Annotated in this window: 31 protein-coding genes; 29 read left to right on the forward strand and 2 right to left on the reverse strand. The window is 54.6% G+C overall.

The window, feature by feature from the left end; all coding sequences use genetic code 11:
* From ACTQ3R_RS12545 to ACTQ3R_RS12670, 26 genes are all read left to right on the forward strand, one after another.
* Window positions 1–2,731: MSCRAMM family protein (locus tag ACTQ3R_RS12545; protein ID WP_441779578.1), on the forward strand; the 2,731-nt coding region annotated here is incomplete at its 5' end.
* Between the two features lie 81 nt (window positions 2,732–2,812).
* A complete protein-coding gene (locus ACTQ3R_RS12550) occupies window positions 2,813–3,184 on the forward strand; it encodes a single-stranded DNA-binding protein (RefSeq protein ID WP_007491221.1) in 372 nt (123 codons plus the stop codon).
* The gene (locus ACTQ3R_RS12555; RefSeq protein ID WP_087265911.1) at window positions 3,184–4,080 is read left to right on the forward strand and encodes a hypothetical protein; all 897 of its coding nucleotides are present in this window, start codon (window positions 3,184–3,186) and stop codon (window positions 4,078–4,080) included. The genes ACTQ3R_RS12550 and ACTQ3R_RS12555 overlap by 1 nt, the downstream gene beginning before the upstream one ends.
* A complete protein-coding gene (locus tag ACTQ3R_RS12560; protein WP_441779579.1) occupies window positions 4,077–4,574 on the forward strand; it encodes a hypothetical protein in 498 nt (165 codons plus the stop codon). Before ACTQ3R_RS12555 ends, ACTQ3R_RS12560 begins: the two co-directional genes overlap by 4 nt.
* Complete coding sequence (locus tag ACTQ3R_RS12565) at window positions 4,571–4,990, forward strand: synapsin-1 (Synapsin I) (protein WP_441779580.1); 420 nt, start codon at window positions 4,571–4,573, stop codon at window positions 4,988–4,990. The genes ACTQ3R_RS12560 and ACTQ3R_RS12565 overlap by 4 nt, the downstream gene beginning before the upstream one ends.
* Window position 4,991: 1 nt before the next feature.
* On the forward strand, window positions 4,992–5,360 hold the full coding sequence (locus ACTQ3R_RS12570; RefSeq protein WP_441779581.1) for a hypothetical protein: 369 nt from the start codon (window positions 4,992–4,994) through the stop codon (window positions 5,358–5,360).
* The gene (locus tag ACTQ3R_RS12575) at window positions 5,357–6,289 is read left to right on the forward strand and encodes a ParM/StbA family protein (RefSeq protein WP_087265903.1); all 933 of its coding nucleotides are present in this window, start codon (window positions 5,357–5,359) and stop codon (window positions 6,287–6,289) included. The genes ACTQ3R_RS12570 and ACTQ3R_RS12575 overlap by 4 nt, the downstream gene beginning before the upstream one ends.
* Window positions 6,279–6,578 carry a hypothetical protein gene (locus ACTQ3R_RS12580; protein ID WP_242622319.1) on the forward strand — a complete coding sequence of 100 codons (300 nt, stop codon included), beginning with the start codon at window positions 6,279–6,281 and terminating at the stop codon, window positions 6,576–6,578. Before ACTQ3R_RS12575 ends, ACTQ3R_RS12580 begins: the two co-directional genes overlap by 11 nt.
* A gap of 94 nt (window positions 6,579–6,672) precedes the next feature.
* Window positions 6,673–7,644, forward strand: coding sequence for an amidoligase family protein (locus ACTQ3R_RS12585; RefSeq protein WP_008980749.1), 972 nt, complete (start codon window positions 6,673–6,675; stop codon window positions 7,642–7,644).
* Window positions 7,641–7,892, forward strand: coding sequence for a hypothetical protein (locus tag ACTQ3R_RS12590; RefSeq protein ID WP_008980748.1), 252 nt, complete (start codon window positions 7,641–7,643; stop codon window positions 7,890–7,892). The genes ACTQ3R_RS12585 and ACTQ3R_RS12590 overlap by 4 nt, the downstream gene beginning before the upstream one ends.
* A gap of 7 nt (window positions 7,893–7,899) precedes the next feature.
* Window positions 7,900–8,424 carry a gamma-glutamylcyclotransferase family protein gene (locus ACTQ3R_RS12595; protein ID WP_118642349.1) on the forward strand — a complete coding sequence of 175 codons (525 nt, stop codon included), beginning with the start codon at window positions 7,900–7,902 and terminating at the stop codon, window positions 8,422–8,424.
* Window position 8,425: 1 nt separating this feature from the next.
* A complete protein-coding gene (locus tag ACTQ3R_RS12600; protein WP_008980746.1) occupies window positions 8,426–8,917 on the forward strand; it encodes a hypothetical protein in 492 nt (163 codons plus the stop codon).
* Window positions 8,914–9,318, forward strand: a complete 405-nt coding sequence (locus tag ACTQ3R_RS12605; protein ID WP_317323650.1) for a DUF3846 domain-containing protein — start codon at window positions 8,914–8,916, stop codon at window positions 9,316–9,318. The genes ACTQ3R_RS12600 and ACTQ3R_RS12605 overlap by 4 nt, the downstream gene beginning before the upstream one ends.
* Complete coding sequence (gene metK / locus ACTQ3R_RS12610) at window positions 9,308–10,459, forward strand: methionine adenosyltransferase (RefSeq protein ID WP_441779582.1); 1,152 nt, start codon at window positions 9,308–9,310, stop codon at window positions 10,457–10,459. Before ACTQ3R_RS12605 ends, metK begins: the two co-directional genes overlap by 11 nt.
* Window positions 10,456–11,199, forward strand: coding sequence for a phosphoadenosine phosphosulfate reductase (locus ACTQ3R_RS12615; protein ID WP_118642357.1), 744 nt, complete (start codon window positions 10,456–10,458; stop codon window positions 11,197–11,199). Before metK ends, ACTQ3R_RS12615 begins: the two co-directional genes overlap by 4 nt.
* Before the next feature lie 8 nt (window positions 11,200–11,207).
* Entirely contained in the window at window positions 11,208–11,843 is a 636-nt protein-coding gene (locus ACTQ3R_RS12620) for a hypothetical protein (protein ID WP_441779583.1), read from the forward strand.
* The gene (locus tag ACTQ3R_RS12625; RefSeq protein ID WP_147382247.1) at window positions 11,840–12,307 is read left to right on the forward strand and encodes a hypothetical protein; all 468 of its coding nucleotides are present in this window, start codon (window positions 11,840–11,842) and stop codon (window positions 12,305–12,307) included. Before ACTQ3R_RS12620 ends, ACTQ3R_RS12625 begins: the two co-directional genes overlap by 4 nt.
* A gap of 36 nt (window positions 12,308–12,343) precedes the next feature.
* Window positions 12,344–13,123, forward strand: a complete 780-nt coding sequence (locus ACTQ3R_RS12630) for a DUF7768 domain-containing protein (protein ID WP_441779584.1) — start codon at window positions 12,344–12,346, stop codon at window positions 13,121–13,123.
* Window positions 13,120–13,704, forward strand: a complete 585-nt coding sequence (locus ACTQ3R_RS12635) for a hypothetical protein (RefSeq protein ID WP_441779585.1) — start codon at window positions 13,120–13,122, stop codon at window positions 13,702–13,704. The genes ACTQ3R_RS12630 and ACTQ3R_RS12635 overlap by 4 nt, the downstream gene beginning before the upstream one ends.
* A complete protein-coding gene (locus ACTQ3R_RS12640) occupies window positions 13,694–14,416 on the forward strand; it encodes a DNA-methyltransferase (RefSeq protein ID WP_140399766.1) in 723 nt (240 codons plus the stop codon). Before ACTQ3R_RS12635 ends, ACTQ3R_RS12640 begins: the two co-directional genes overlap by 11 nt.
* Window positions 14,417–14,493: 77 nt before the next feature.
* Window positions 14,494–14,805: a hypothetical protein gene (locus ACTQ3R_RS12645; RefSeq protein WP_087187549.1), complete on the forward strand. Its 312-nt coding sequence runs from the start codon at window positions 14,494–14,496 to the stop codon at window positions 14,803–14,805.
* Window position 14,806: 1 nt separating this feature from the next.
* Window positions 14,807–15,256, forward strand: coding sequence for a VapD family protein (gene vapD / locus ACTQ3R_RS12650; RefSeq protein ID WP_441779586.1), 450 nt, complete (start codon window positions 14,807–14,809; stop codon window positions 15,254–15,256).
* A gap of 180 nt (window positions 15,257–15,436) precedes the next feature.
* Window positions 15,437–15,760 (forward strand): DUF6329 domain-containing protein, encoded by a 324-nt coding sequence (locus ACTQ3R_RS12655; RefSeq protein WP_441779587.1) that lies wholly within the window; start codon window positions 15,437–15,439, stop codon window positions 15,758–15,760.
* A gap of 223 nt (window positions 15,761–15,983) precedes the next feature.
* Entirely contained in the window at window positions 15,984–16,301 is a 318-nt protein-coding gene (locus ACTQ3R_RS12660; protein ID WP_087378833.1) for a plasmid mobilization protein, read from the forward strand.
* On the forward strand, window positions 16,301–17,707 hold the full coding sequence (locus tag ACTQ3R_RS12665; RefSeq protein ID WP_441779588.1) for a relaxase/mobilization nuclease domain-containing protein: 1,407 nt from the start codon (window positions 16,301–16,303) through the stop codon (window positions 17,705–17,707). Before ACTQ3R_RS12660 ends, ACTQ3R_RS12665 begins: the two co-directional genes overlap by 1 nt.
* Complete coding sequence (locus ACTQ3R_RS12670) at window positions 17,688–18,335, forward strand: DUF3801 domain-containing protein (RefSeq protein ID WP_441779589.1); 648 nt, start codon at window positions 17,688–17,690, stop codon at window positions 18,333–18,335. The genes ACTQ3R_RS12665 and ACTQ3R_RS12670 overlap by 20 nt, the downstream gene beginning before the upstream one ends.
* A gap of 5 nt (window positions 18,336–18,340) precedes the next feature.
* Here ACTQ3R_RS12670 and ACTQ3R_RS12675 read toward each other — a convergent pair whose 3' ends face one another.
* Window positions 18,341–18,565: a helix-turn-helix domain-containing protein gene (locus ACTQ3R_RS12675; RefSeq protein ID WP_441779590.1), complete on the reverse strand. Its 225-nt coding sequence runs from the start codon at window positions 18,563–18,565 to the stop codon at window positions 18,341–18,343.
* A 114-nt stretch (window positions 18,566–18,679) separates the two neighbouring features.
* Here ACTQ3R_RS12675 and ACTQ3R_RS12680 point away from each other — a divergent pair, with 114 nt between their 5' ends.
* Window positions 18,680–19,168: an SLOG family protein gene (locus ACTQ3R_RS12680; protein WP_441779591.1), complete on the forward strand. Its 489-nt coding sequence runs from the start codon at window positions 18,680–18,682 to the stop codon at window positions 19,166–19,168.
* 158 nt (window positions 19,169–19,326) lie between these two features.
* On the opposite strand, the gene ACTQ3R_RS12685 is transcribed toward ACTQ3R_RS12680, so the two are convergent.
* Window positions 19,327–19,965, reverse strand: a complete 639-nt coding sequence (locus ACTQ3R_RS12685) for a hypothetical protein (protein ID WP_020989462.1) — start codon at window positions 19,963–19,965, stop codon at window positions 19,327–19,329.
* A 336-nt stretch (window positions 19,966–20,301) separates the two neighbouring features.
* Here ACTQ3R_RS12685 and ACTQ3R_RS12690 point away from each other — a divergent pair, with 336 nt between their 5' ends.
* Both ACTQ3R_RS12690 and ACTQ3R_RS12695 read left to right on the forward strand, forming a co-directional pair.
* Window positions 20,302–21,939 carry a VirD4-like conjugal transfer protein, CD1115 family gene (locus ACTQ3R_RS12690; protein ID WP_441779592.1) on the forward strand — a complete coding sequence of 546 codons (1,638 nt, stop codon included), beginning with the start codon at window positions 20,302–20,304 and terminating at the stop codon, window positions 21,937–21,939.
* Window positions 21,936–22,262: a formate hydrogenlyase gene (locus ACTQ3R_RS12695; RefSeq protein ID WP_087348174.1), complete on the forward strand. Its 327-nt coding sequence runs from the start codon at window positions 21,936–21,938 to the stop codon at window positions 22,260–22,262. The genes ACTQ3R_RS12690 and ACTQ3R_RS12695 overlap by 4 nt, the downstream gene beginning before the upstream one ends.
* The last annotated feature ends 7 nt before the right edge of the window (window positions 22,263–22,269 follow it).

Genomic DNA, 22,269 nt, shown 5'->3' on the forward strand with positions numbered 1-22,269 from the left:
GGACGGCCATAGCGTGACGGAAGTGACCACCGGGGCGGACGGCTCCGCCATGGTGGAGAACCTGCTGCCCGGCGTCTATGAAATTTCTGAAAAGTCGGTGCCGTCCCCCTATCTCCCGGACGCCGATCCCCAACTGGTCACGCTCTATCCCAATCGGGACCGGGATGTGTATTTTGAGAACCACAAGCGGCCCACCGTCACCATCCAGAAGGAAAACTCCGTCACCCATGATCCCATTGAAGCCGCCGAATTTCATATCACCTGGGCCAGCAACAAAACAGACACCGGGGAGCAGCGGGACCTGGGCACCTTCCAGACAGACGAGGCGGGCCAGATCGTCCTGGAGGGCATCGAGGACGGCTGGCTGAAGATCGAGGAGACCACGCCCGCCCTCGGCTACCAGCTCCCCGACGATCCCATCACGGAGGTCTATGTCAAGGGCGGTGAAAACAAGACCGTCACCATCTCCAACATCCCCCTGTCGGCGTTGGTGGTCTACAAGCAGGACAGCGTGACCGGGGAAGCCATCTCCGGCGCTCGGTTCCAGCTGAAATACCTGGGCGGCGAGGTCAGCGGCAGCGGCGGCACCGTGATCGGCACTTACACGACCTCGGCCAACGGTTCCTTCACTGTCACTGGACTCAAAGAGGGCTACTACATCTGCGAGGAGCTGGAGAGCGACAGCGGCCATGTGATCGACGCCGCGCCCCAGTCCTTCTATATCAGCGGCGAGGACCAAGACATCGTAACCCTCTACTTCTCCAATGCCCCCAAGGGAGCTGTCTTGGTCAAGAAGGTATCGGCGGCAGATAACACGCCGCTCTCCGATGTGGAGTTCCTGGTGACAAAATCGGACGGCTCTGTGGTGGGCGACGCCAACGGCAAGTTCGTGACAGACAGCACCGGCACTTTCCTGGTGGAGGGAGTGGAGCCGGGAACCACACTGGTCATCAAGGAGACCAGGGCTAAGGACGGCTTCCTGCTGGACGACACCCCCCAGACCGTCCAGGTCAAGGAGGGCCAGACCGTCACAGTGGAGTTCCGCAACCAGCCTATGGGAAACCTCATCATCCACAAGCTGTCCAGCAAGGACAAGACCCCGCTGAAGGGGGTGCAGTTCAAGATCACCTACGCGGACGGCACCTATCTGCCGGACGAGGGCGGCAAGCTGTCCTCCAACGGGCTGTACTGGACCAATGCGGAGGGGCAGATCATCCTCTCCGGCATCACCGGTACAGTGGTAGTAACTGAAGTGGAAAGCATCCCTGGATACACCATTGACCCCAACACCCAGAGCCAGACGCTGGTGGTAAACCCGGACGATACCCAGCAGCTCTATTTCTACAATGCGCCGGTGGGCGGTGTGGAGTTTACCAAAGTCAATGAGGCAGATAAAACAGAAACCATCTCCGGCGTCACCTTTGAAATCCGCCGCGTCAGCGATGACGCTCTGGTGGATACCGTGACCACCGGGAAGGATGGAAAAGTGTTTCTGCCCCTGGAGGCTGACAACTACTATGCAGTGGAAACCGATTGCCCGGATACCTTCAAATTGGACCCCACACCCATCTACTTCACCGTAAAGGATGGGGAGACCACCCGCAAGACCGTAACCAACAAGGCGTTTTCGGGTATTCTGTTACACAAAATCGACGCCGCCACCCGAAAGGGAATCTATGGTGTGACCTTCCTCCTTTACGACGGCAATATGAATCCCGTGGATCAGTTCACCACCGACCAGAACGGATACGCCTACATTGACACCCTGGAGCTGTCCGGCAAGGTGTATCTGCGGGAGCTGGAGAACGAGGGCTACATCGTAGACGAACAGCTCAAGACTGTCTATGTAAAGCCCGGAGAGACCACGGAAATCACCTGGGAAAATCGGGCCATCACAGGCCAGATCCAGATTGTCAAGAAGTCCGCCGACTACAACCCCACCAACGGCCTGCCTGCCGGAACGCTGCTGGAGGGGGCCGTATTTGAGATTTACGATAAGGCGGGTAATCTGGTAGACACCATCCGCTCTGACAGCCGTGGGCTGGCCGTGTCCAAACCTTTGCCTCTCTCCCGCTATACCATCCGGGAGGTCAAGGCTCCGGCCAATTACGGCGTAAACGAAACGGAACTCACTGCCTATCTGGAGCATGAGGGACAGATCGTCAAATTTGAGGTGACCAACAAGAGCCTGACCACCGGCGTATCCATCACCAAAACCGGCCCCAAGGAGATCATCGCAGGCCAGCCGGTACGCTATACCTTCTCCGGCATCGCCAATAGCTCCAATGTCCGGCTGGACAACTTTTATTGGCGCGATACCCTCCCCGCAGAGGTGCGGCTGGATACGGTGGTCACCGGAACCTATAACTTCCCCGGCACCTATAAGATCACCTACCGTGTGAACGGTGGCGAGTATCGGACCCTGGCAGACAACCTGTCCACCAGCAAGAACTACACCCTGGCTGCCTCGGCCACCGCACTGGGCCTTGCCAGCAATGAACGGGTCACAGAGGTCATGTTCGTCTTTGGACAGGCCCCTGCTGGCTTTGCCCAGGTAGAAAAGCCGTACCTCCACTGCACCGCCGTGGCCAACCTGGCCTCCACCTCGTTTGTCAATGTGGCCGACGTGGGCGGCGTCTACAACGGCCAGTGGGTGCAGGCTGTCAGCCGCTGGGTGACCACGGTGTACGGCAAACCTGCCATTCCCACCCTGCCCCGGACGGGGTATTAAGCCCTTGGGGGACTCACAGAAGCTGTGAGTCCCCCTCTTTCTTACAACCAACTATTCTAACAGAAAAAGGAGAAATGAACGATGTTGAAGATCACTGCCACTGGAAATCTGACCAATGATGTGGAGCTGAAGATGAACGAAACCACGGGCAAGCCCTATGCCATCCTGCGCATCGCCTCGGACCGCCGCTATCGGGATCAGGAGGGCAACCGGCTCACCGACTTCATCTCCATCAAGGTGCGCGGCCCCCTGGCCGAGTTCTGTGCTGCCTATGCCTGGAAGGGCTGCAAGCTGGCCGCCTCCGGCGACTTCGAGACCATCACTTTTTCTGACGATCCCACCCGCCAGCCCGGCTTCCTGATCAAGGCTACGGAGGTGGAGCTCCTCTCCCCCCGTCGGGCAGAGGAGGCAACCGCTGCCGAGCAGAACCAGGCCGAGTGTGAGGCCGCCTGATGAAGAACACTGGGATCATTTACAGCAGCACAGAGCGCACCCCTGTTGTGCTGCCTGAGATGGCCGAGCTGCTCCCGCCTTTGAGCGAGGAGCAGCTCGGCGCGCTGGAGACGGACCTCCTGAAAAATGGGTGCTATACCTCCATCATCGTCAATGAGGATCTGGTCGTCATTGACGGGCATAACCGAAAATCCCTGTGCGACAAGCACGGCCTGCCCTATCAGATGCTGGTGTTCGCCTTTGACGATCTGCTGGAGGCCAAGCAGTGGGCGCTGGATACCCAGAAAGGCCGCCGTAACCTGGACAAGTGGGAACTGGGCAAGATCGCCCTGAAGCTCAAGCCGGAGATCGAAGCCAGGGCCAAGGCAAACCAGGGTACGCGAACTGACCTTTCGGCAACATTGCCGGAAAGTTCCGTTCCTGTTGACACCCGCAAAGAACTGGCAGACTCCGTTGGCCTGGGTGAGCGGACCATGGGCAAAGTGATGCAGATCGACGAGCACGCCCCTGCAGCGGTCAAGGAGGCGCTGGACAAGAAGGAACTGTCCATCAACCAGGGCTACCAGATCACCAAGCAGGTGGAGGATCTGCCGGAGGAGCAGCGGGAGCAGGCCGCTCAGGAGGCGTTGGACATCCTGAGAGCAAAAAAGGAAATCCAGGAAAAGGACGCGGAGATCGACCGTGAGGGGAAGATCGCCGGAGTCTTCTGCAAGGCGTATGAAAAGGCGGTCCTGCTGGACCCCACAGAGGAAAATGTCCGGATCTGGGCTAAATGCACCCGCATGACCAGGGACGAGATGGAAGATACGGTGAAAGAATCCCGTGAATTGGCGGAGGTGTTTCGGACCATTGCCGACCTCATGGAGCGCCTCCTGCCGGAAAGGGGGACGCTATGACGGAAATGAGTGTCCGCCAGTGGCAGGAGCGGTTCCGTGCCGGGGATTTTTCCTCGAAAGATCGTGCCGTTCAGTGTGAGGCCGGGTGGTATGACTGGTTCTGTCAGGATGACGCGCTGGCCGGACGGCTCCAGAAGTTGAGCAAGGTGGTCATGGGGATCACCGACCCGTATATCCTGGACAACTACTATGTCTGGTTCAAGAACAACTGCCCGCTGTCCGGCCCGCTCTATGATGACGTGCGGTTTGAACCTCTGCATGGTGACCGCAACGGGAGATATTTTGTGGTCATCCGGGACAGTCCCCATGAGACCCATAAGTGGACCATCTACACGGAGCGCCATGGATTTGAACAGCCGGAATTCACCTGTGCAAACGTGCGGGATATGCTCCGCCATATCAACACCATGGCCCCGGAAACCTGGCGCGGTGATCCGCAGCCTGCAAAAGCGCCGCATTCCCCTCAAAAGAAGCGAAAGGAGGCAGAACGATGAACCGGGAAAACGCGGGTGCCAAGCCGACTGCTCCGCCCAGACTGCCGCCAGAGGCTGAGCAGGAGATCCTGGAGGCGTTGTTCGAGGGGATGGAGATCCACTCCAGCGAGATCGCTGCGATCCTGAAAAAGCATGGCGTGTGCGGGGATGTGGAGGCCCTCCAGGACGGCTACCGCAAGCGCCTGGGCCAGCGTCTCATGGCCAGTCTCCGGGATGATACCGGGCGGCGTGAGGTGCTGGCCAACGGAAAAGGCAGCTATGTAGTGCTGGAGGGCTGCGGCGACAGGCGGCAGCTCAAGCAGATCCACCGCCGTATCCAAAACCAGATGAAAGGACTGGATCTCTCGGCGCGGAAAGTGTCCGGCAGGCTGACTGTTCTGGAACGGCTGACCCAAAAGTGGAGAAGGGCTGGTTGAGATGGACGCAAAGACATTCTATGAGCAGCTCGCCCCAGAACTGGACCCAGGGGGCTTCAAGCTGTACTTCACGGCCCAAAGACTGACAGGCTTTGAGCTATATAAGCAGTTCCCTTATGAGGACTCCCGCGGGATGTTTGAAATGATGAACGGCCATCAGCTCATGCGCTATCTGCTGGCGGATCAGTTCCAGGTCATCCGCTGGGAGATCGTACCTGGAACCTGCTACGAACGGGCTGTCCTTCTCCCTATCGACCACACCACACCGGCATATCGGGCATTTGAGCAAAAGCTGTACACAGCAATACTGCAAAACTACCATCTAAATCCTCAGAAACAACATGATCGGAAGGAGCACGATACCAGATGAATGATGCAATTGTGATCGGCGTGGATCATGGCTATGCAGCCATGAAAACTGTCCACTTCTCCTTTCCCACCGGGTTAGTAGAGTACGAACACGAGCCGTACACCCAGAAAGATGTACTGGAGTGCGGCGGCAGATACTATGTGGTGGGCAGCGGTCGTCAGCCCCTTCAGAGGGATAAGACCCAGACGGAGGACTACTATCTGCTTACCCTGGCAGCCATCGCCAAGGAGCTGGAGCACCGGGGTGCGGAGCACACCGCCAGCATCCACCTGGCGGCAGGTCTGCCCCTGACCAGCTTTGGCAGGGACAAGAAGTCCTTCCGTTCGTATCTGTACCGGGATGGGAGCGCCATTCCTTTTCGCTATGAGGGGCAGGACTATACCATCACCATCCAAGAGGTGTCCCTGTTTCCCCAGGGCTATGCCGCCGTACTGACCCAGACGGAGCTGCTGGACGAGCCGTCCGTCATCGTAGCTGACATAGGCGGCTGGACGGTGGATCTGATGCGTCTGGACAACCGCATCCCCAACGCTGCCTCCTGCCGGAGTCTGGAACTGGGCATGATCCGCTGTATCGATGAAATCAGCGAACAGGTGCGCCGGTTGTTTGGGCTGTCCATGACTACCGCTCAGATCGAAAGCGCCCTGCGGGGCAGCTCCGGCGGGATGGACGAGCGGATCAGGGCGGTTATCCACGCCCAGGCAGGCAAGTACGCCCGAAACCTGCTCTCGGCAGTCACAGAGAGCGGCCTGGACATCCGAGCCATGCCCGCCATTTTCCTGGGCGGCGGAGCGGCGCTCTTAAAGCGCCACCTTTCGGCCACAGACGGCCTGTGCCGCCCGCTTATCCTGGATGACGTATCCCTGAACGCTAAAGGATATGAGCGCCTTGTGGGGCAGATGTCGCGGGGTGTCGGCAATGGCAGGTAAGCGGCGGCTCAACCTTTCTTTTTCTCTGACATCACCCCAACAGCGTGATGCATGGCACATTCTCAGCTCCATTCCTGCCGGGAAACGGACAGACGCTGTGTGTCGGATGGTGTGTAAAGCCCATGAACAGGATGCCCTCCTGTCTGCCATCCGTGGGCTGATTCGGGAAGAGTTGCGCAATTTGGATCTGACAACAGAAAAAAGCCAGCAGGCACAGGCCGAGGACATGGATGAGAATGTCCTCGGCTTTCTTCTTGCCCTGCAGCAGGAAGGAGATGAGATCACCTGATACGCCATTTTGATATGTTCGCCGGGATCAGCGGTTTTCGAACGGATACAGTGTTTACAAGGTTTTGAAATATCTTTTAGAAGGGAGCAGTGACATGAATGAAGTAGGACTAAAAGATCAGTGCTTCGGCGTGGAAGTGGAACTGACCGGAATTACACGTGAACAGGCGGCACAAGCCTTGGCAGATTATTTTGGGACGGAGCCTCGCCGTGGGGATGACTACTACGACAGCTGGTATGTGCGGGATGGTGAGGGAAAAGAGTGGCGGCTGATGAGCGACAGCAGCATCCGTGGTGAACAGAAAGTGGGTGCCAGATACACCTCCACCTCAGATCCGAGGTATCGTGTGGAAATGGTCACGCCCAAACTGACCTATGCGGAATTGCCCAAATTTCAGGAATGCGTCCGCCGCGTCCGCACTGCAGGGGGAAAAGTCAATTCCTCCTGCGGTATCCATGTCCATGTGGATGCCGCAAACCATAATCGCCAGAGCCTGAAAAACCTGTTGGGCATTATGTATTCCAAAGAAGATATTCTGTTCAAGGCACTCCAGGTTAACTCCTATCGCATAGCGAACTATTGCCAGAAAGTACGGGAACCCATGCTGCAAAAGGCACGCAAGCTTTCATCCGAAGAAACCAAAAATCTGACACAGCTGGAAACCATCTGGTATGAGGGGGATAACGGCAGCACGGAGCACTACAACTGGACACGGTACTATGCGCTCAATCTCCATTCCGTGTTTTTCCGGGGGACCGTCGAATTCCGCTGTTTTAATTCCACCCTCCACGCAGGCCGCGCTGCTGCCTATGTGAATTTGTGCCTTGCCATGTCGGCCCAGGCTATCGCCCAGCGCAGCACCGTCATGCGCAAGACGCAAAGCGATAATGAGCTGTTCACCTTTCGGGTATGGCTGGTACGCCTTGGGTTGAATGGACCCGAGTTCAAGCACACGCGGGATCATCTTCTGGCCAACTTGGACGGGGATCGGGCATGGCGCTATGACAAGGACAGTTACGATGTCAATAAGAAAAAGAAAAACCGAAGCAGTGAGGTGGCACGATGAAAATACGCATTGAAGATACCGTGTACGAGGGTACCGGGACAGAAATCATGGACCAGCTTCGGAAAGCTGCCTTTGACCCCACGGAGTTTCCGGACACAGAGAGCTATATCTGGCAGCTTCGCAGCAATTTCATCCGCATGACGGATCAGGACTGTCCCCTGCCGGATCGTGGTGTAGAGGCGCAGGCGCAGACCATGATTATGGCGCTGGCGAAGATCGGCGCACTGGAGGTGTTGGACCATAGCTGAAGATAAATTGTATTTCGCCTACGGCAGCAACATTAACCTGGATCAGATGGCCTACCGCTGTCCCGCGGCCCAGGTGGTGGGGCCGGTCGTGCTGGAGGGATATGAACTGCTGTTTCGCGGCAATGCAAGCGGAAATGGCGTTGCCACCATCAAGCCCAAGGAAGGGCAGCAGGTACATGGCCTGCTTTGGCGGATCACACCGGGCTGTGAGCGGTCTCTTGATCTCTATGAGGGATATCCCCACCTATACGAAAAAGAGTCTGTTGCTGTGCGGGATCATGCGGGGCGGCAGCTGACTGTCATGGCCTACGTGATGACGGATGGGGATCGGTGGCGCTCTCCTGCTCTGCCCTCGGAATATTATTACCAGGGCATTCGGGAGGGCTACCGGCAGAACGGACTGCCACTGTCCAAATTAAAACAGGCGTGGCAGCATTGTGCCAAAGAACTGGATCTGGAGACAGTCAAACGCAATCGCGGCTATATAGAACAGACCAAATCCCCCAAAAAGCAGCACGGAAAAGAGAGATAAGATGCCGGATAAAAAGTTTTCTATCTATGATGCATCAAACGGGGACCTCAATCCACTGTTTACAACAAAATTGCAGGAGACAGCCTGCGTAGGTTGCCTGCGAGGCGTGTTCACAGGGCGAGAGATTGGTGACGGTGTCACGGTGACCTGGATGCGGCAAAACCGTGATCTGGAGTCTCCAGGTTTTCTTGCAGAGTTAAATGAACTGCTGGATGAACTGCGAAACAATGGTACTTTGAACAGTTTTCCCGCCATGGAAACGTATTGCAAAGCGCATCCAGAGGCACGAATGTCTGATCGGCAGACCTTCTACGCATTCCGCATGGACAGCAGCCAATATCGATACCACCTTCGGCTTTTCCCGCAAGTGCAGAAATTCTACATCTTCTGTTATCGAACGGACCGGATGCGGGCAGACCGCCCCAGACCGGATTTCAATGCGCTATATGGCAGCAAAAAGAAAAAAAGGAATCGGGGGAATGATCGCACATGAAAGTATTAGTGGTAGAACCGCAAAAGCCCTGCCGTGTGCAGGAGATTGAAAGCCTCCCGGATATGCAGCAGCTCGTAGGAGGAGATATTGAAGCTGTGTATCCGTTCCAAGAGCCGGTTGCCCTGGTGTGCAATTCTGAGGGAAAGCTCCTTGGTCTGCCGATGAATCGTCCGCTGTTGGATAAGGACTATCTGCCCTATGACATCATCCGCGGCACCTTCTTCGTCGCTGGACTTGGCCAGGAGGAGTTTATTTCCCTGACGGATGAGCAGATTCAGCGATACAAGTCCCTGTACGACAACATGCAGATCCTTCCTGTGCGAACGGCAGCCGGAGAACAGGGACGGATCGTTGGCGACCAACACATAAAAAAGAAAGGGAAAATCGACCATGAGAGATAAATACATTTTGACCGCAGAGTCTGTTACCGAGGGCCACCCTGACAAACTCTGCGACACCATCGCGGATTCTGTTCTGGATGCCTGTCTCAAGGGTGACTCCTCCGCCCATGTGGCCTGCGAAGTACTGGCCACAGCTGGCAAAGTGCTGGTGGCCGGAGAAATCTCGGCAAAGGTCATGCCGGATATCCCCTCCATTGTCTGCCGGACCATCCGGGAAGCTGGGTACACTGGGCTGGACTATGAGATCGAGGTCATCACCCACGATCAGAGCGACGATATTGCTCACGCTGTGCGGGAAGGAGTCCAGACTGGGGCTGGCGACCAGGGGATCATGTATGGATTTGCCTGTGATGAGACAGAATCCTATCTTCCTCTGCCGGTCATCCTGGCCCACCGGCTCACCCGGCTGCTGACCAACGCCAGAAAAACCGGGATGATCCAGGGCCTGCGTCCGGACGGCAAGGCGCAGGTGTCTGTGGAGTACAACTTCGATATCCCCGTGCGTCTTGCATCGGTGGTTCTGTCCTGCCAGCATGACCCGGAGAAAGACCTGGACCAACTGCGGGAGGAACTCATGGACCATGTGATCCATCCCGCACTGCGGGAGTTGCCGCTCGATGGGGAAACGGAGATCCTGATCAATCCATCGGGGCGGTTTGTCTATGGCGGATTTGAGGCGGATACCGGCCTTACGGGCCGCAAGCTGATGGTGGATACCTATGGCGGACTGGCCCCTCACGGCGGCGGCGCACTGTCTGGTAAAGACTCCACCAAGGTGGACCGCAGCGGAGCCTACATGGCCCGCTATATAGCAAAAAACATTGTATCTGCCGGTCTGGCGGATCGCTGTACCGTCACTCTGGCCTATGCCATCGGAAAGGCAGAGCCTGTGGCGGTCAACGTGGATACCGAAGGAACCGGCGAATACCGGGATGATGTGCTGGAACAGGCCGTCCAGGCGGTCTTTGACCTGACCCCCGCCGGGATGCGCCACACCCTCGGACTGGACAAGCCCATCTTCGCTCAGTTCTGCAACTATGGCCACTTTACCCATCCGGACGCTCCCTGGGAGCAGACGGACAAAGTGGAGGTACTGTGCAACGCCTGTCGCATCAAGGAAGCAGGTGTGTCGGACCGTTGAAACATGTTGCCTCCTGTTCCTTTGGTAAGGACAGTCTTGCCACCATATTACTGGCTCTGGAACATGGGGAGCCTCTGGATGAGGCAGTATACTGTGAGGTCATGTTCGACAAGGAGATCTCCGGCGAGGTGCCGGAACACCGAGATTTTATTTACACCACCGCCATTCCGGCTTTAGAACGCAGGGGTGTGAAGGTAACTGTCCTGCGCAGTGAGAAAACGTATGTGGATCTCTTCACAGGCAAAATCACCCGCGGTCCTAAGAAGGGCCTTCTGCGTTCTTTTCCCATCTGCGGACGGTGTGCTGTTCAGAGAGATTGCAAGCTGAAACCGATCCTGCGATACCAAAAATCGCTGCCGCCCGACACAGTTCAGTATATTGGGATCGCCAAGGACGAGCAGGAACGGCTGCTTCGATTGGCCGGAAACCGGGTCTCCTTACTGGACAAGTACAACTGTACAGAGGAAGATGCAAAGCAGCTCTGCCAGCGGGCAGGGCTGCTTTCGCCTGTCTACACATTTACAACCCGCGGGGGCTGCTGGTTCTGCCCTAACGCCAAAAGAAAAGAACTGCGCCATCTCTATGACTACCACCCAAACCTGTGGGAACGGATGTTGGAGCTGCAGGCCTTGCCCAACAAGGTAAGCGAGAAATTCAATCGCAGCGAGACCTTCTCCGACATTGACGCGGAGTTCCGTCTGGAAGATGCGCAGGAGAGCCTGTTCCAAAATGCTGCATAAAAAAGGAGATGAGAACAACGAGCAATCAGAAATATGAAATCACGGAGATCTCACACGAAAGGTATCCCTTCCTTCATCGTATTCGGGCCTTAAGGGATATTGGGAAAAAGGTAAAGGCTGGGGAGCTGGGCGGCTTTGTTGAGAGCGAGAGCAACCTGTCATTTGAAACGGGAGATGATGCCTGGATCTTTGGCGACGCGATTGCGTGTAATGACGCCTATGTGGATAAGGGCTCGGCCCTATATGGAGAATCCATTGTTTGCGGAAATGCCTATGTTTCCCAAGGTTCTGCTCTGAGTGGCCATGCCCGCGCGGAGGATGATGCCTATATTCGAGGTAGCAATCTATGCGGCCACGCCAGAGTGTCCGACTGCGGGATGGTTTTGGACTCACCGGACACAGGACGTGCGCCTATTCTATCCGGCACCTGCGCTGTATATGGCAGGGTGTGTGGCGATGTGCATTTAACCGACACTGCCCTGGTCATCAGTGGTGAGGAGATTTGTAACGATTCTCTTGACACCTTGGTCATGGATGGAAAAAGCCGTTCTGTGATCCGGGATTCGTCCCGAGACGAACTAGCTCCTCAACAACCGCCCCCTCCCACGCCCCAAAAACAGAAAGGGCGTGAAATGAGCCGATGAACACGCTTTTTGAACAGGAACTACGGGATCTGTTTGGAGATGGGACAATCGTCCATAAGCCTATTTTTATCGGGCGTACCTGCTTTGGCACGCTGGGCGGAGATTTACGAGTAAGAATCGAATTCGATGACCCCGCCGTCCTGCGCAATTATGATTCGCTTTCTGTGAAGGTGATCAACCGTTTGAGCGGATTGGTCGACCACATCGATCTTCCCATTGTCGATCTCATTGGGCGCAAAATGATACCTGACAATCCTAATTTTCCGGATGGAGTCGCTCCTCATATTTGGATCTACAATGGAACAGTTGAGTGGTATGGGTATAAACCAAATGCTGCAGACCGAGCCGCCATCCGAAGCACCGTGGCACAATACTTGAATATGTTTCGTGAGCCATCCCTGGAGCCGGTCAAAATCCATCCATCGTCGCCCAAGAGAAAACAGCGGGACAGTATTTCCAGATAAGTCTCTGCACATCAAAACCACGAGAGGAGTGACTAAGTGAGCAACTTTTTTGAGCAGGAACTCCGCAAACTGTTTGCGGATGGGTCTGTGATCCATGATCCGGTCTTTGTAGGCCGTGCCTGCCTGGGTGGCTTGGACAGAAACCGTCAGGTGAGGGCTGAATTTGTTACACTGGGTCATGCGGATCACTATGCGGCTCTCCGCCTGACGCTGCTGGACAACGACCAGGGTGTGTTGGACAAGCTGACTCTTCGGTTCAAGGATGTATGGGGGAAACAGAAGATCCCCAACAACCCCTACCTGCGGGATGGCGTTGACCCGCATATTTGGGTAGATGGTAACCGGATCGATTGGTATGCCTATCATCCTACCAAGGAGGACTACCGGCAGCTCCGGCAAATGGCCAGCGACTATGTGGAGACCTTTCGCATTCAAGTCCCGGCAAAAGACCACGGCCCCAAATTGGTGTACATCTGCGCCCCCCTCCGAGGTGAGGTGGAGAAAAACATTGAGTTTGCCAGACAGAAAGCCCAGGAAGTCTTTCAGGCGGGCGACATCCCGGTCTGCCCCCATCTCATGTTCCCGACCATCGCAGATCCGGGCGATCCGGCGCAGGACCTGGCCGCACGGGAGATGGGTCTGCGGCTGGTAGAAAAGTGCCAGCAAGTCAATGTCTATGGGCCGGTCACGGAAGGGATGTGGGCGGAGATCCATCGTGCCAATAAACTGGACATCCCCGTTGTGACAGATTCCAAACCGAAGGGACGCACTTCGCCCAGAAGAAAGAAAAGCGCCAAGCGCGAGGAGGTCAAATGATCCAAGAAAAGACCACGGAGGACCTGCGGCACATGACCAACGAGGAGGGGCTGATCCTCCAGGGCTGCGGCGGCGACCTTCAGGAATGGGTGGACGGCATCAATGATCTGCTCACCCAGGAAGGAATCCTGCTGAATGGGACCAAATTTGAACATGCAGCCACATTTCAGCACGACGGTCTCACAAACCTGATGTTCTCTTTTGAGGGGGTACAGCTGAATGTGGGAAAGCTTGCGCTGTGGCGGATTCAGACGCACAGTCAATTTGGCGGCACTTGGCTCAGTGATTATGTACCCAACCGGCTGGGCGGGTTTATCCAGGAGCAGAAGCTCGTAAAGCCCAAAATGGAGCTGTTGGGCCGAGATGGCAATATCTTCTCTATTATGGGTACTGCCTCCCAACTGCTCCAAATGGCAGGCATGCATGATCAGAACAAGGAGATGATTGATCGAGTCACCTCCTGCCGTGACTATGATCAGGCGCTGCATATCATCAGCGAGTATGTGGAGACGGAGCTCTCCGCTGAACAACCCCCAAAAAAATCCAACAAAAAGAAAGGTAGGGATTCTCATGAACGATAAATGGGAGATCATCCACGGCGACGCGCTGAAGGTTCTGCGCGAGTTCGCCCCTAACACCTTCGATGCGGTTATCACCGATCCCCCCTATGCCTCCGGGGGCCGAACCCAGGCTGAGAAAAACAAGTCCACCGACAAGAAATATTCCAGCATGGGAGAAAGCGCGCCCCCTCCCTTTGACGGCGACTCCAAGGATCAGCGATCCTGGACCCGTTGGGCCGCTGAATGGCTCTATGACGCCCGCAAGGTCTGTAAACCCGGTGCCCCTGTGTGCATGTTCATCGATTGGCGTCAACTCCCCGCAGCCACCGATGCGCTCCAGTGGGCGGGGTGGATCTGGCGCGGCACAGCTGTCTGGGACAAAGGTAACAGCCGTCCCCAGAAGGGCCGTTTCCGCCAGCAGGCCGAGTACATTGTCTGGGGTTCCAATGGGGATATGCCTATCAGCAGACCCGTCCCCTGTCTGCCCGGCGTATTCAAGTACGGCAATCCCCAGAACCGCATCCATCTGACGGAAAAGCCCTTGCAGCTCATGCGGGATGTGGTGAAGATCACCGAACCGGGTGGACGTATCCTGGACCCCTTTGCCGGTTCCGGTAGCACGGTGCTGGCCGCTGTGCTGGAAGGATATTCTGCCACCGGCATCGAGGTCACCGATGCCTATGCTGCTTTGTCTAAGGAACGGATTGTGCGGGAGCTGGCCCAGAGCGCGTGACGGCCCACTGTCTGCCGATTGCCCTTGATAACTTCCCAGTAGGCAGGTATAATGAGACAATAGGAGGAGGTACGCACATGAAAGTCGAGTTCACCTTTGACAAGGAACAGATCCAGCAATACGGATATACTGTGGAGGCTGTGCGGCAGACGATCCAGAAAAGCTTTGCAGCAAAAGGATTGCACTGCATTTCCAATGGAGAGAGGCTGTCCTTTGCGGGCTGTGGCGGTGAAGAAGATTTCTCCAATATGTGGGCCATTTTGATGGCATTGCTTCGGACAGATTGGTTCCCCAAGTTTGCAGCTTCCTGCACTTGGCATGATGATGATGGCACTCAGGAGGATGTGCTGTCCCAAGCGTGGAAGATCCAAAGACGGAAGATGGCCTAATATGTCCAACACCGGCAGTAGAAAGCAGATTACATTTGATCTGCACCAGGAGTCATTGAAACAGCTCTACCCGCATACGGAGCCGCCTCAAAATGCGCAATACTATAAAAAGGCGTATCAAGATATCCGCCGATTTATGACGGCCAACGGATTTGAACATCGCCAGTATTCTGTGTATGTCTCAGCAGAAAAACTGACTACATTGGATGTGATCGGTCTGATGGAGCAATTGGCGGAACAGTTTCCCTGGTTGAGTCAGTGTGTCAATGAGATTGACGTGACCAATATCGGAGTCCAGCACAGCCTCAAGCATGTCTTGGAAAATGCGTCCAAACCTTTGGACGTGGATCTAAGCGAGATATCCTTGGAGCCACTGCCCAAGATCGAGCGACCAAATCCTCCAACGGGATCACGGACAACACGGAAAAAGAGCCGTTCCCCGGAACGATAATTGAACAGGAAAATCCAAGCAGGGTGTCACAACAGACACCCTGCTTGGATTTTTTTACCTTCAGGGTGTTTCAGTAGACACCCTTGCATCGAAATGGAGATGATTATGACAGAGAAAATAGCTTCTGCAAAATTCTACCGGAAGCCAAACCATGTTCGGGCGTTGCAGGAGGACAACAGCATGGTAGGCTTCACACCCTTCCAGGTCGTGAAAGTCATCCATCTGACCGAACAGCAATACCGCTGTTTTTCCGCCAATTTACAGGAGGATGTCCCCTTTCTGAGAGACAACACGGCACTCACCGGCGTAGATCCGCATAACGGTGCGCTTCGCTGCCTGTTGATATGCTGTCGAGAGCAGCAGGACGGCATCCTTGTGAACAGTGATGGATACAGTTACGCCAGATATGCCGCCTACATCCCCCGCCGTTCCGCACTGGAACTGAAGGATATCGAGTATGCCAGGCCACAAAGTAAGCATCGCCGCTCCGGTCCAGAGCGGTAATTTTTCTTTTCTATGGAGTTGGCAGGCCCGGCCTGCCATGATCATAATCCACCTACCGCTTGAAGGCAGGCCCCGCTTCGGCGGGGCCGAGCCAACGCCGCCTGGGCGGCGTTGGGCAAGCATAGCGCAAATGTACATTTTGCGCGCTTGCAGGGGAAACCCCTGACCCCAATGCCGCCTGCGGGCGGAAGGTTTGCGGCAGAGCCGCAGAAAGGAGGAACGCTTGGGGCTCCCAAAAGAAAAACACCATCTGCACATTGAGCTGACGGCGGAGCAGTATCAGCAGCTCTGCCGTCAGGCCAAACTCTGCGGGCTGTGTAAACGAGCTTATATCGTCCGGCTCATCGACGGGACTCCGATCCGGGCCAGACCCTCCCAGGAAATCAAAGACCTCCGCACGGAGATCCATCACATCGGCAATAACATCAACCAGATCGCCCGCAGCGTCAATGCCGGTATCGCCACGGCAGAGGATGCCAGGCGTGGACTGTTCCTGCTGGATAAAGTCTATGAGTTGATGTACCAGGTGGCCAATCCGTAATGGCTGTCACCAAGATCCTGGCCCGAAAAGGTCGGCTGGATATCGGGATCGACTACATCCTCAACGGCGATAAGACGGAGCAGAAGATCCTCACCGCCCATCAGGGCTGTGAGCCAGGCCGGGAATGCCGTCAGATGCTGGAGACTAAACGGGACACCGAAAACATGGGGGGCGTCCAGTATTACCATATTGTCCAGTCCTTCAAGCCCGGTGAAATCTCTCCCGAGCTGGCTCTGAAAATTGCCAAGACTTTCGCTGCGGAGCATCTGGACGGTTACGAGGCGGTAATTGCCACCCATGTGGATCGGGGGCATATCCATTCGCACATTGTGTTCAACTCTGTGAACGCGGACACCGGCGAGAAATATCATAGCAATGCCAGAAGCTATTACTGCCAGATCCGGGCCATCTCAGACCGGCTGTGCCGGGAGCACGGCCTCTCTGTGATCCTATCCGGAGAGACCTCCAAATCCATGAGCTATGTGGAGTGGCTGCGTCAATCCAAAGGTCAACCCACCTTCCGCTCCATGCTGGAGGCGGATCTCCGGGAGTCCATTGAGGACGCCAATGACCTGGGGCACTTCTTCCTGCTCATGGAGCACAAGGGCTACGAGATCCGCCACGGAAACCGTCTGGGATTCCGTCTGCGGGGCCAGGAGCGGTTTCAGTATCCAGGCAGAAAAAATGCCACCTTCACAGAGAACGGTATCCGTGCCGCCATCCTGGGCAATTTGGAGGAAATCGAGACGGGTCAACGGGCCGCATTTTCTGACAGGCCCATGTTTCGTCCCTACCGCAGACACCCCAAATACACGGGCTTTTTGGCCCTGTACGTTCATTATCTCTACCTGCTGGGAAAAATCGAACAGCGACAGTATCCCCCCAGGATGACGCCGCACCTGCGGCAGGAAGTCATGAAGTTTGAGCAGTACCGAACACAGTTCGCTTTCCTGCGAGAGAACAACATTTCCACCACTGACGAAATGACCGCCTACCAAAGCCGCACAGAGGAAACTCTGGCCAATCTGATGAAGCAGCGCACCATCCTCAATGTGCGCAAAAAGAAGCGGCAGGCGCTGTACGACGCCCTGGCGGATGTGGAGGCCCTGGCACCGGCCAAGGCACTCTATGAGAACGGGCTGTCCGGCATGGAAGATGAGTTTGCCCGCTACATGCAAGCCGTACGCCTATTGGAACAGTGCGGCATCCCTTTAGAGCATCTGACAAAAGAAAAAACGGAGGTGTATAACCAACTTGCCGATCTGAACCGGCAGATCCGCGCAGAACGCAAAAAGCTGGCTCTGTGTCGGGAGATCCAGACGGCAAGCAAGCAGATGGAAGAAGATATCCGCAAAACCGAAACAAGAGGAAAAGAGGTGGAACACGATGAACATCGGAGGCGGTGAGGCTGCCGACCAAATGGTTCGCATGATGTTGACCGGCACAGAAGTGACGGTTCGGCTGGGTGCATCCGCTCTCAAAAATCTACTGGCCATCACGCTGGCTTTGGCAAAGCATCACAAGACCCTGTCCGGGAAGGTCAACATGGGAAAAATGCTCCGGGAGACACGGGATATCCGAATGTTCCCCATGTCGCCGGAACAGTATCAGGCATTCAAGCAGAGAGCGGTCAAACAGAAGATCCTGTTTTCTGTCATCCGGGATTCAGATGGGCGGGGCAAGGTGGTAGATGTGGCCATGCCAGTCACAGAGCTGGAGCGAGCCAATCTCATTTTTGAGCGCATTCGATACCTTCCGCAGGATCGCCAGAGTACACCAACCAAGGAGCAAGCCCCCATGCGGGATTCCGTGATCCGGGAGGAAAGAACGCCAAAAAAAGAGTCTCGGTCGGAGTTCGACTTGGCCGGTATCAGCGACAGCTCCAGTATATCCAAGAGCGAAATCAGTACGGAGACGACTCATGAGCGCCCCTCTGTTCTGGCACAGCTGAAGGGATACCGGGAACAGCTAAATCGGCAGCACAAAGCGGCTCCGGCCAGAAGCAAACAAAAAGGACGCCCCAAGCAGAGATAATGCCCCTACGGTTGGGGCGTATGTTCACACTCACAATCAATTAAAAACAAATCATTTGGTGTGCAGTTTAGCAATAAACACAGGGTTTCAATTCGCTCCAATTTGATAGACTGAGTTTCATTGTTCACCATACGGTTGAAATTCTGATAGCTCATTCCAAGTTGCTTATAGAGCCAATATTTTGTCCTGCCCTGTTTCTCCAGCAATTCCAACACATTCAGTTTCACCATATCTTATGCTCCTATTATCTAATGTTATGGTTAGATAATAAGGAATTGCTCACTTGAGGATATAGACTATTGCATTAGATAATGTTATAGTCTATACCAAGGGAGGGGTGGTTTATGCATGAGCAAGAACTACGGCAGCATCGTTGCTGCTTTACGGGACACAGACCAGAAAAGCTGAACATCTCAGAAGAACAGTTATGTGTACGATTAGGACTGGAAATCGACCGAGCGATAGAGGATGGGTTTACTACATTTATTTCAGGGATGGCAAAGGGGGTAGATATTTGCGCGGCAGAGCTGGTTCTTAAACGCAGAGTATCAGATGCCCGACTGAAGCTGCTCTGCGCACTTCCGTATGAAAATTTCGGACTTCATTGGAGTGCGTCGTGGACTGATCGTTATGTGGAGGTGATACGGCACGCAGATATGGTGCGCTGCATTAGTAGGGAGTTCTCCTATTCCGCATACCAGCGTCGCAATGAATGGATGGTAGATCACTCCGGACGGGTGATTGCGGTTTATACGGGTGAGCGTGGTGGAACCAGAAATACCATCGCTTATGCCAAACAACAGCACATTCCATGTGTTATGATTATGCCATAAGAAAAGAGGACTCAGCAGTGGAATCCAACTGCTGAGTCCTCTTCGTCTTTGCTTCTGTATGAAAAAAGTAATAGGAGTGTCCAAAGTTAGCCGTAATTATCCAAACTCTCATGTGCTCATAGCGCCTCTAAACTACCCGAGGTTATTCCGATACACAATCAGGCTTTAACATCCACACTGGCCAGCGATGCTTCAGTACTACCAGCAGCCTGAGCTTTCATCTCCGCACGGGCCGCATCATAGGCTTCGGCATAGACGGCTGTCGTTTCACTGTAATACTTGCTTTCCGCCTTTGTTGGAAATTCCATAACATCGCCATCGGAATCACAAGTCATAATTTTTTCTCCATTACTGTTATAAAACGTGGAAAAAGAGCTATAAAAATCGACAGTCGCCCGGCAGCCCATCAAAGAAAAAGTCTGAAACCGATTGACGATACGGGGCAAGGTAGAAAGAATTTTATTTAACCCCATTAAAAGTTTGGGACGGTCTGGAGAAATATGCTGATTTTTATAGGCGTACCGATATGCAACATATTCTTCATCCATATAAACGCCCTTTTTGGCATCTTCTCTCGCCATTCTTCGAATATTTTCAACAACTGTGTCCGGCAACGAGGTATTGTTCTCAATCTCTGTAGTATCAGAGGTATCCTTGACAGCTTTTTTCCCACTGATTTCCACGGTGTCCTCTCTGCTGAACTTGGTGCTGGTTGCCTGTGACATACCTTTTGCAGCGACATTGTGAGTGTTCGAGTTATGATATGTACCAGGAATAAATGCTGTGGACACATTCATTTTCGATTCCTCCTCTTTGTCCTTAAACAGTATAAAAAGCAACAAGAAAAGCTTTTCAATTGTCACAAAATTCTTTCTATAAAATATTATCGACTGTTTAGAAAAATATTTAATGTTTGGTATACGCATAATTCAAAATAAAGACATAAAAATATACGAGATAGTAAGTAGTTGCCTGTCAAATTTCTGTGTGTTACTTTATGACACACGAGAATTATCAGGAGGTGAATTTTCCTGAAACAAAGCTCCAGGGCCGGGGACATTATCCTGGCCCTGTTTTTCTATGTTCCGGTGGTCTGGGGCGCATTGCTCATTGCTCAATCCTTGGGGCGTGGATTGCCGGAACTTCTTACCAACCTGACAGCGGCGCTTCAGCACCCGCTGGATATCCATTGGACAGACAAAAGCCTGCTGTCCATCCTGATCTGCACCGGCCTCTATATCATGGGTCTATGCGTCTACGCCTCGGAACAGCGGCGCACGCGGGACGGCGAGGAGCACGGCTCCGCCGCCTGGGGTTCTCCCCGGCAGGTCAACGCCATGTTCCGCCAAAAAGAGAACAAGATCCTGACCCGCCATGTCCGCTTGGGCCTGGACACCCACAAACACCGCCGCTCCCTCAACGTCCTGGTTATTGGCGGCAGCGGCGCGGCCAAGACCCGCAGCTATGTGAAACCAAACATTCTGGAGGCCAACACCAATTATGTCATTACCGACCCGAAAATGGAGGTGCTCACAGCCACCGGAGGGTGGCTGAAAAGCAAGGGATATGACATCCGGGTACTCAACCTGGTCAACCTGGAGGATTCGGACGGATACAACCCATTCCGCTATCTGAGAGATGAAAAAGATGTCCTCAAGCTGGTCAATAACCTCATTCAAGCTACCACACCAAAGGGCAGCCATGAATCTGATCCGTTTTGGACCAAAGCCGAGACGGCGCTCCTCCAAGCCATCATCCTCATGCTGTTCCAGGAGGCCCCGGAGTATGAGCAGAACTTCTCCATGGTCATGCGGGTGCTGGAATACGCGGAGGTCCGAGAGGAGGATGACGAGTATCTCTCCCCCCTGGATTTACTGTTTCAGGCCATGGAACGGGAGAACCCGGAGAGCGTGGCTCTCAGGCAGTACAAAGTATTCAAGCAGAGCGCGGGCAAGACAGCCAAGAGTATTTTGGTCTCCGCTGCGGTTCGTCTGGCCCCCTTTAACCTACCCCAGATCCGGGCCATCACGGATCACGACGAAATGGACCTCTATACTCTTGGAGAAAAGAAATGCGCTCTTTACGCCGTGATCCCGGACAATGACAACACCTTCAATTTTTTGGTGTCCCTGCTCTATTCCCAGGCGTTTCAGACGCTTTATTACAGCGCGGACCAGATCCATCATGGGGCGCTGCCCCAGCACGTCCACTTTGTATTGGATGAGTTCGCGGCCATGCCTTTGCCTGGCTTTACCCGAGAACTGGCTACCATGCGCTCACGCAATATCTCTGCCAGCACCATCATCCAGAACATGGCTCAGATCAAGGAATTGTATAAGGATTCCTGGGAAACTATCCCTGGTAACTCAGACAGCATCCTCTACTTGGGCGGCAATGAGCAGAGCACCCACAAGTACATCTCTGAGTCGCTGGGTAAAGCCACTATCGACACAAAAACCCATGGACAGACCAAGGGCAAGTCGGGCTCCTACTCCACCAATTTCCAGATGAGTGGACGGGAACTGCTTACCCCCGATGAGGTCCGTGCGCTGGATAATCGCTATTGCATCTTGTTCATCCGAGGCGCAAAACCCATCATGGATCTGAAGTATGAACTGACCGAGCACCCCGCAATCCGTCACACTGTGGATGGAGGCGGAGCGCCGTATATTCACCATGGACATCACACCACACCGGCCATTCCAGGCACACCGTTTTTCCAGGTTATTTCTGCCGATGAAACCAACAAAGAAAAGGAGATTGCAGAATGAAACACAATCTGACCACCCGTAAGTATGAGCGCCGCGCACGGAAACTGTACGCCCTGTTTTCCTGCCTCGTTCTGGCGCTGACCGTTATGGTTGTCCCGGCTTTTGCCGCGGACGATCCGCTGACGGTCGTCAACAACCTTTCCGAGTTCATCTTCTCCCTGATCCGGGCCATCGGCCTGATCCTGCTGGGCTTCGGCGTCCTCCAGCTGGGCCTGTCCCTCAAGAGCCACGACCCCTCTCAGCGGGCCAATGGTATGCTTACCATCGCTGGTGGCATCGTAATCACCTTTACCAAGGAGATCCTCACCCTCATTACCGGCTGATGAGACA

This window comes from Lawsonibacter sp. LCP25S3_E2, from assembly GCF_052117285.1.
GTDB lineage: Bacteria > Bacillota > Clostridia > Oscillospirales > Oscillospiraceae > Lawsonibacter.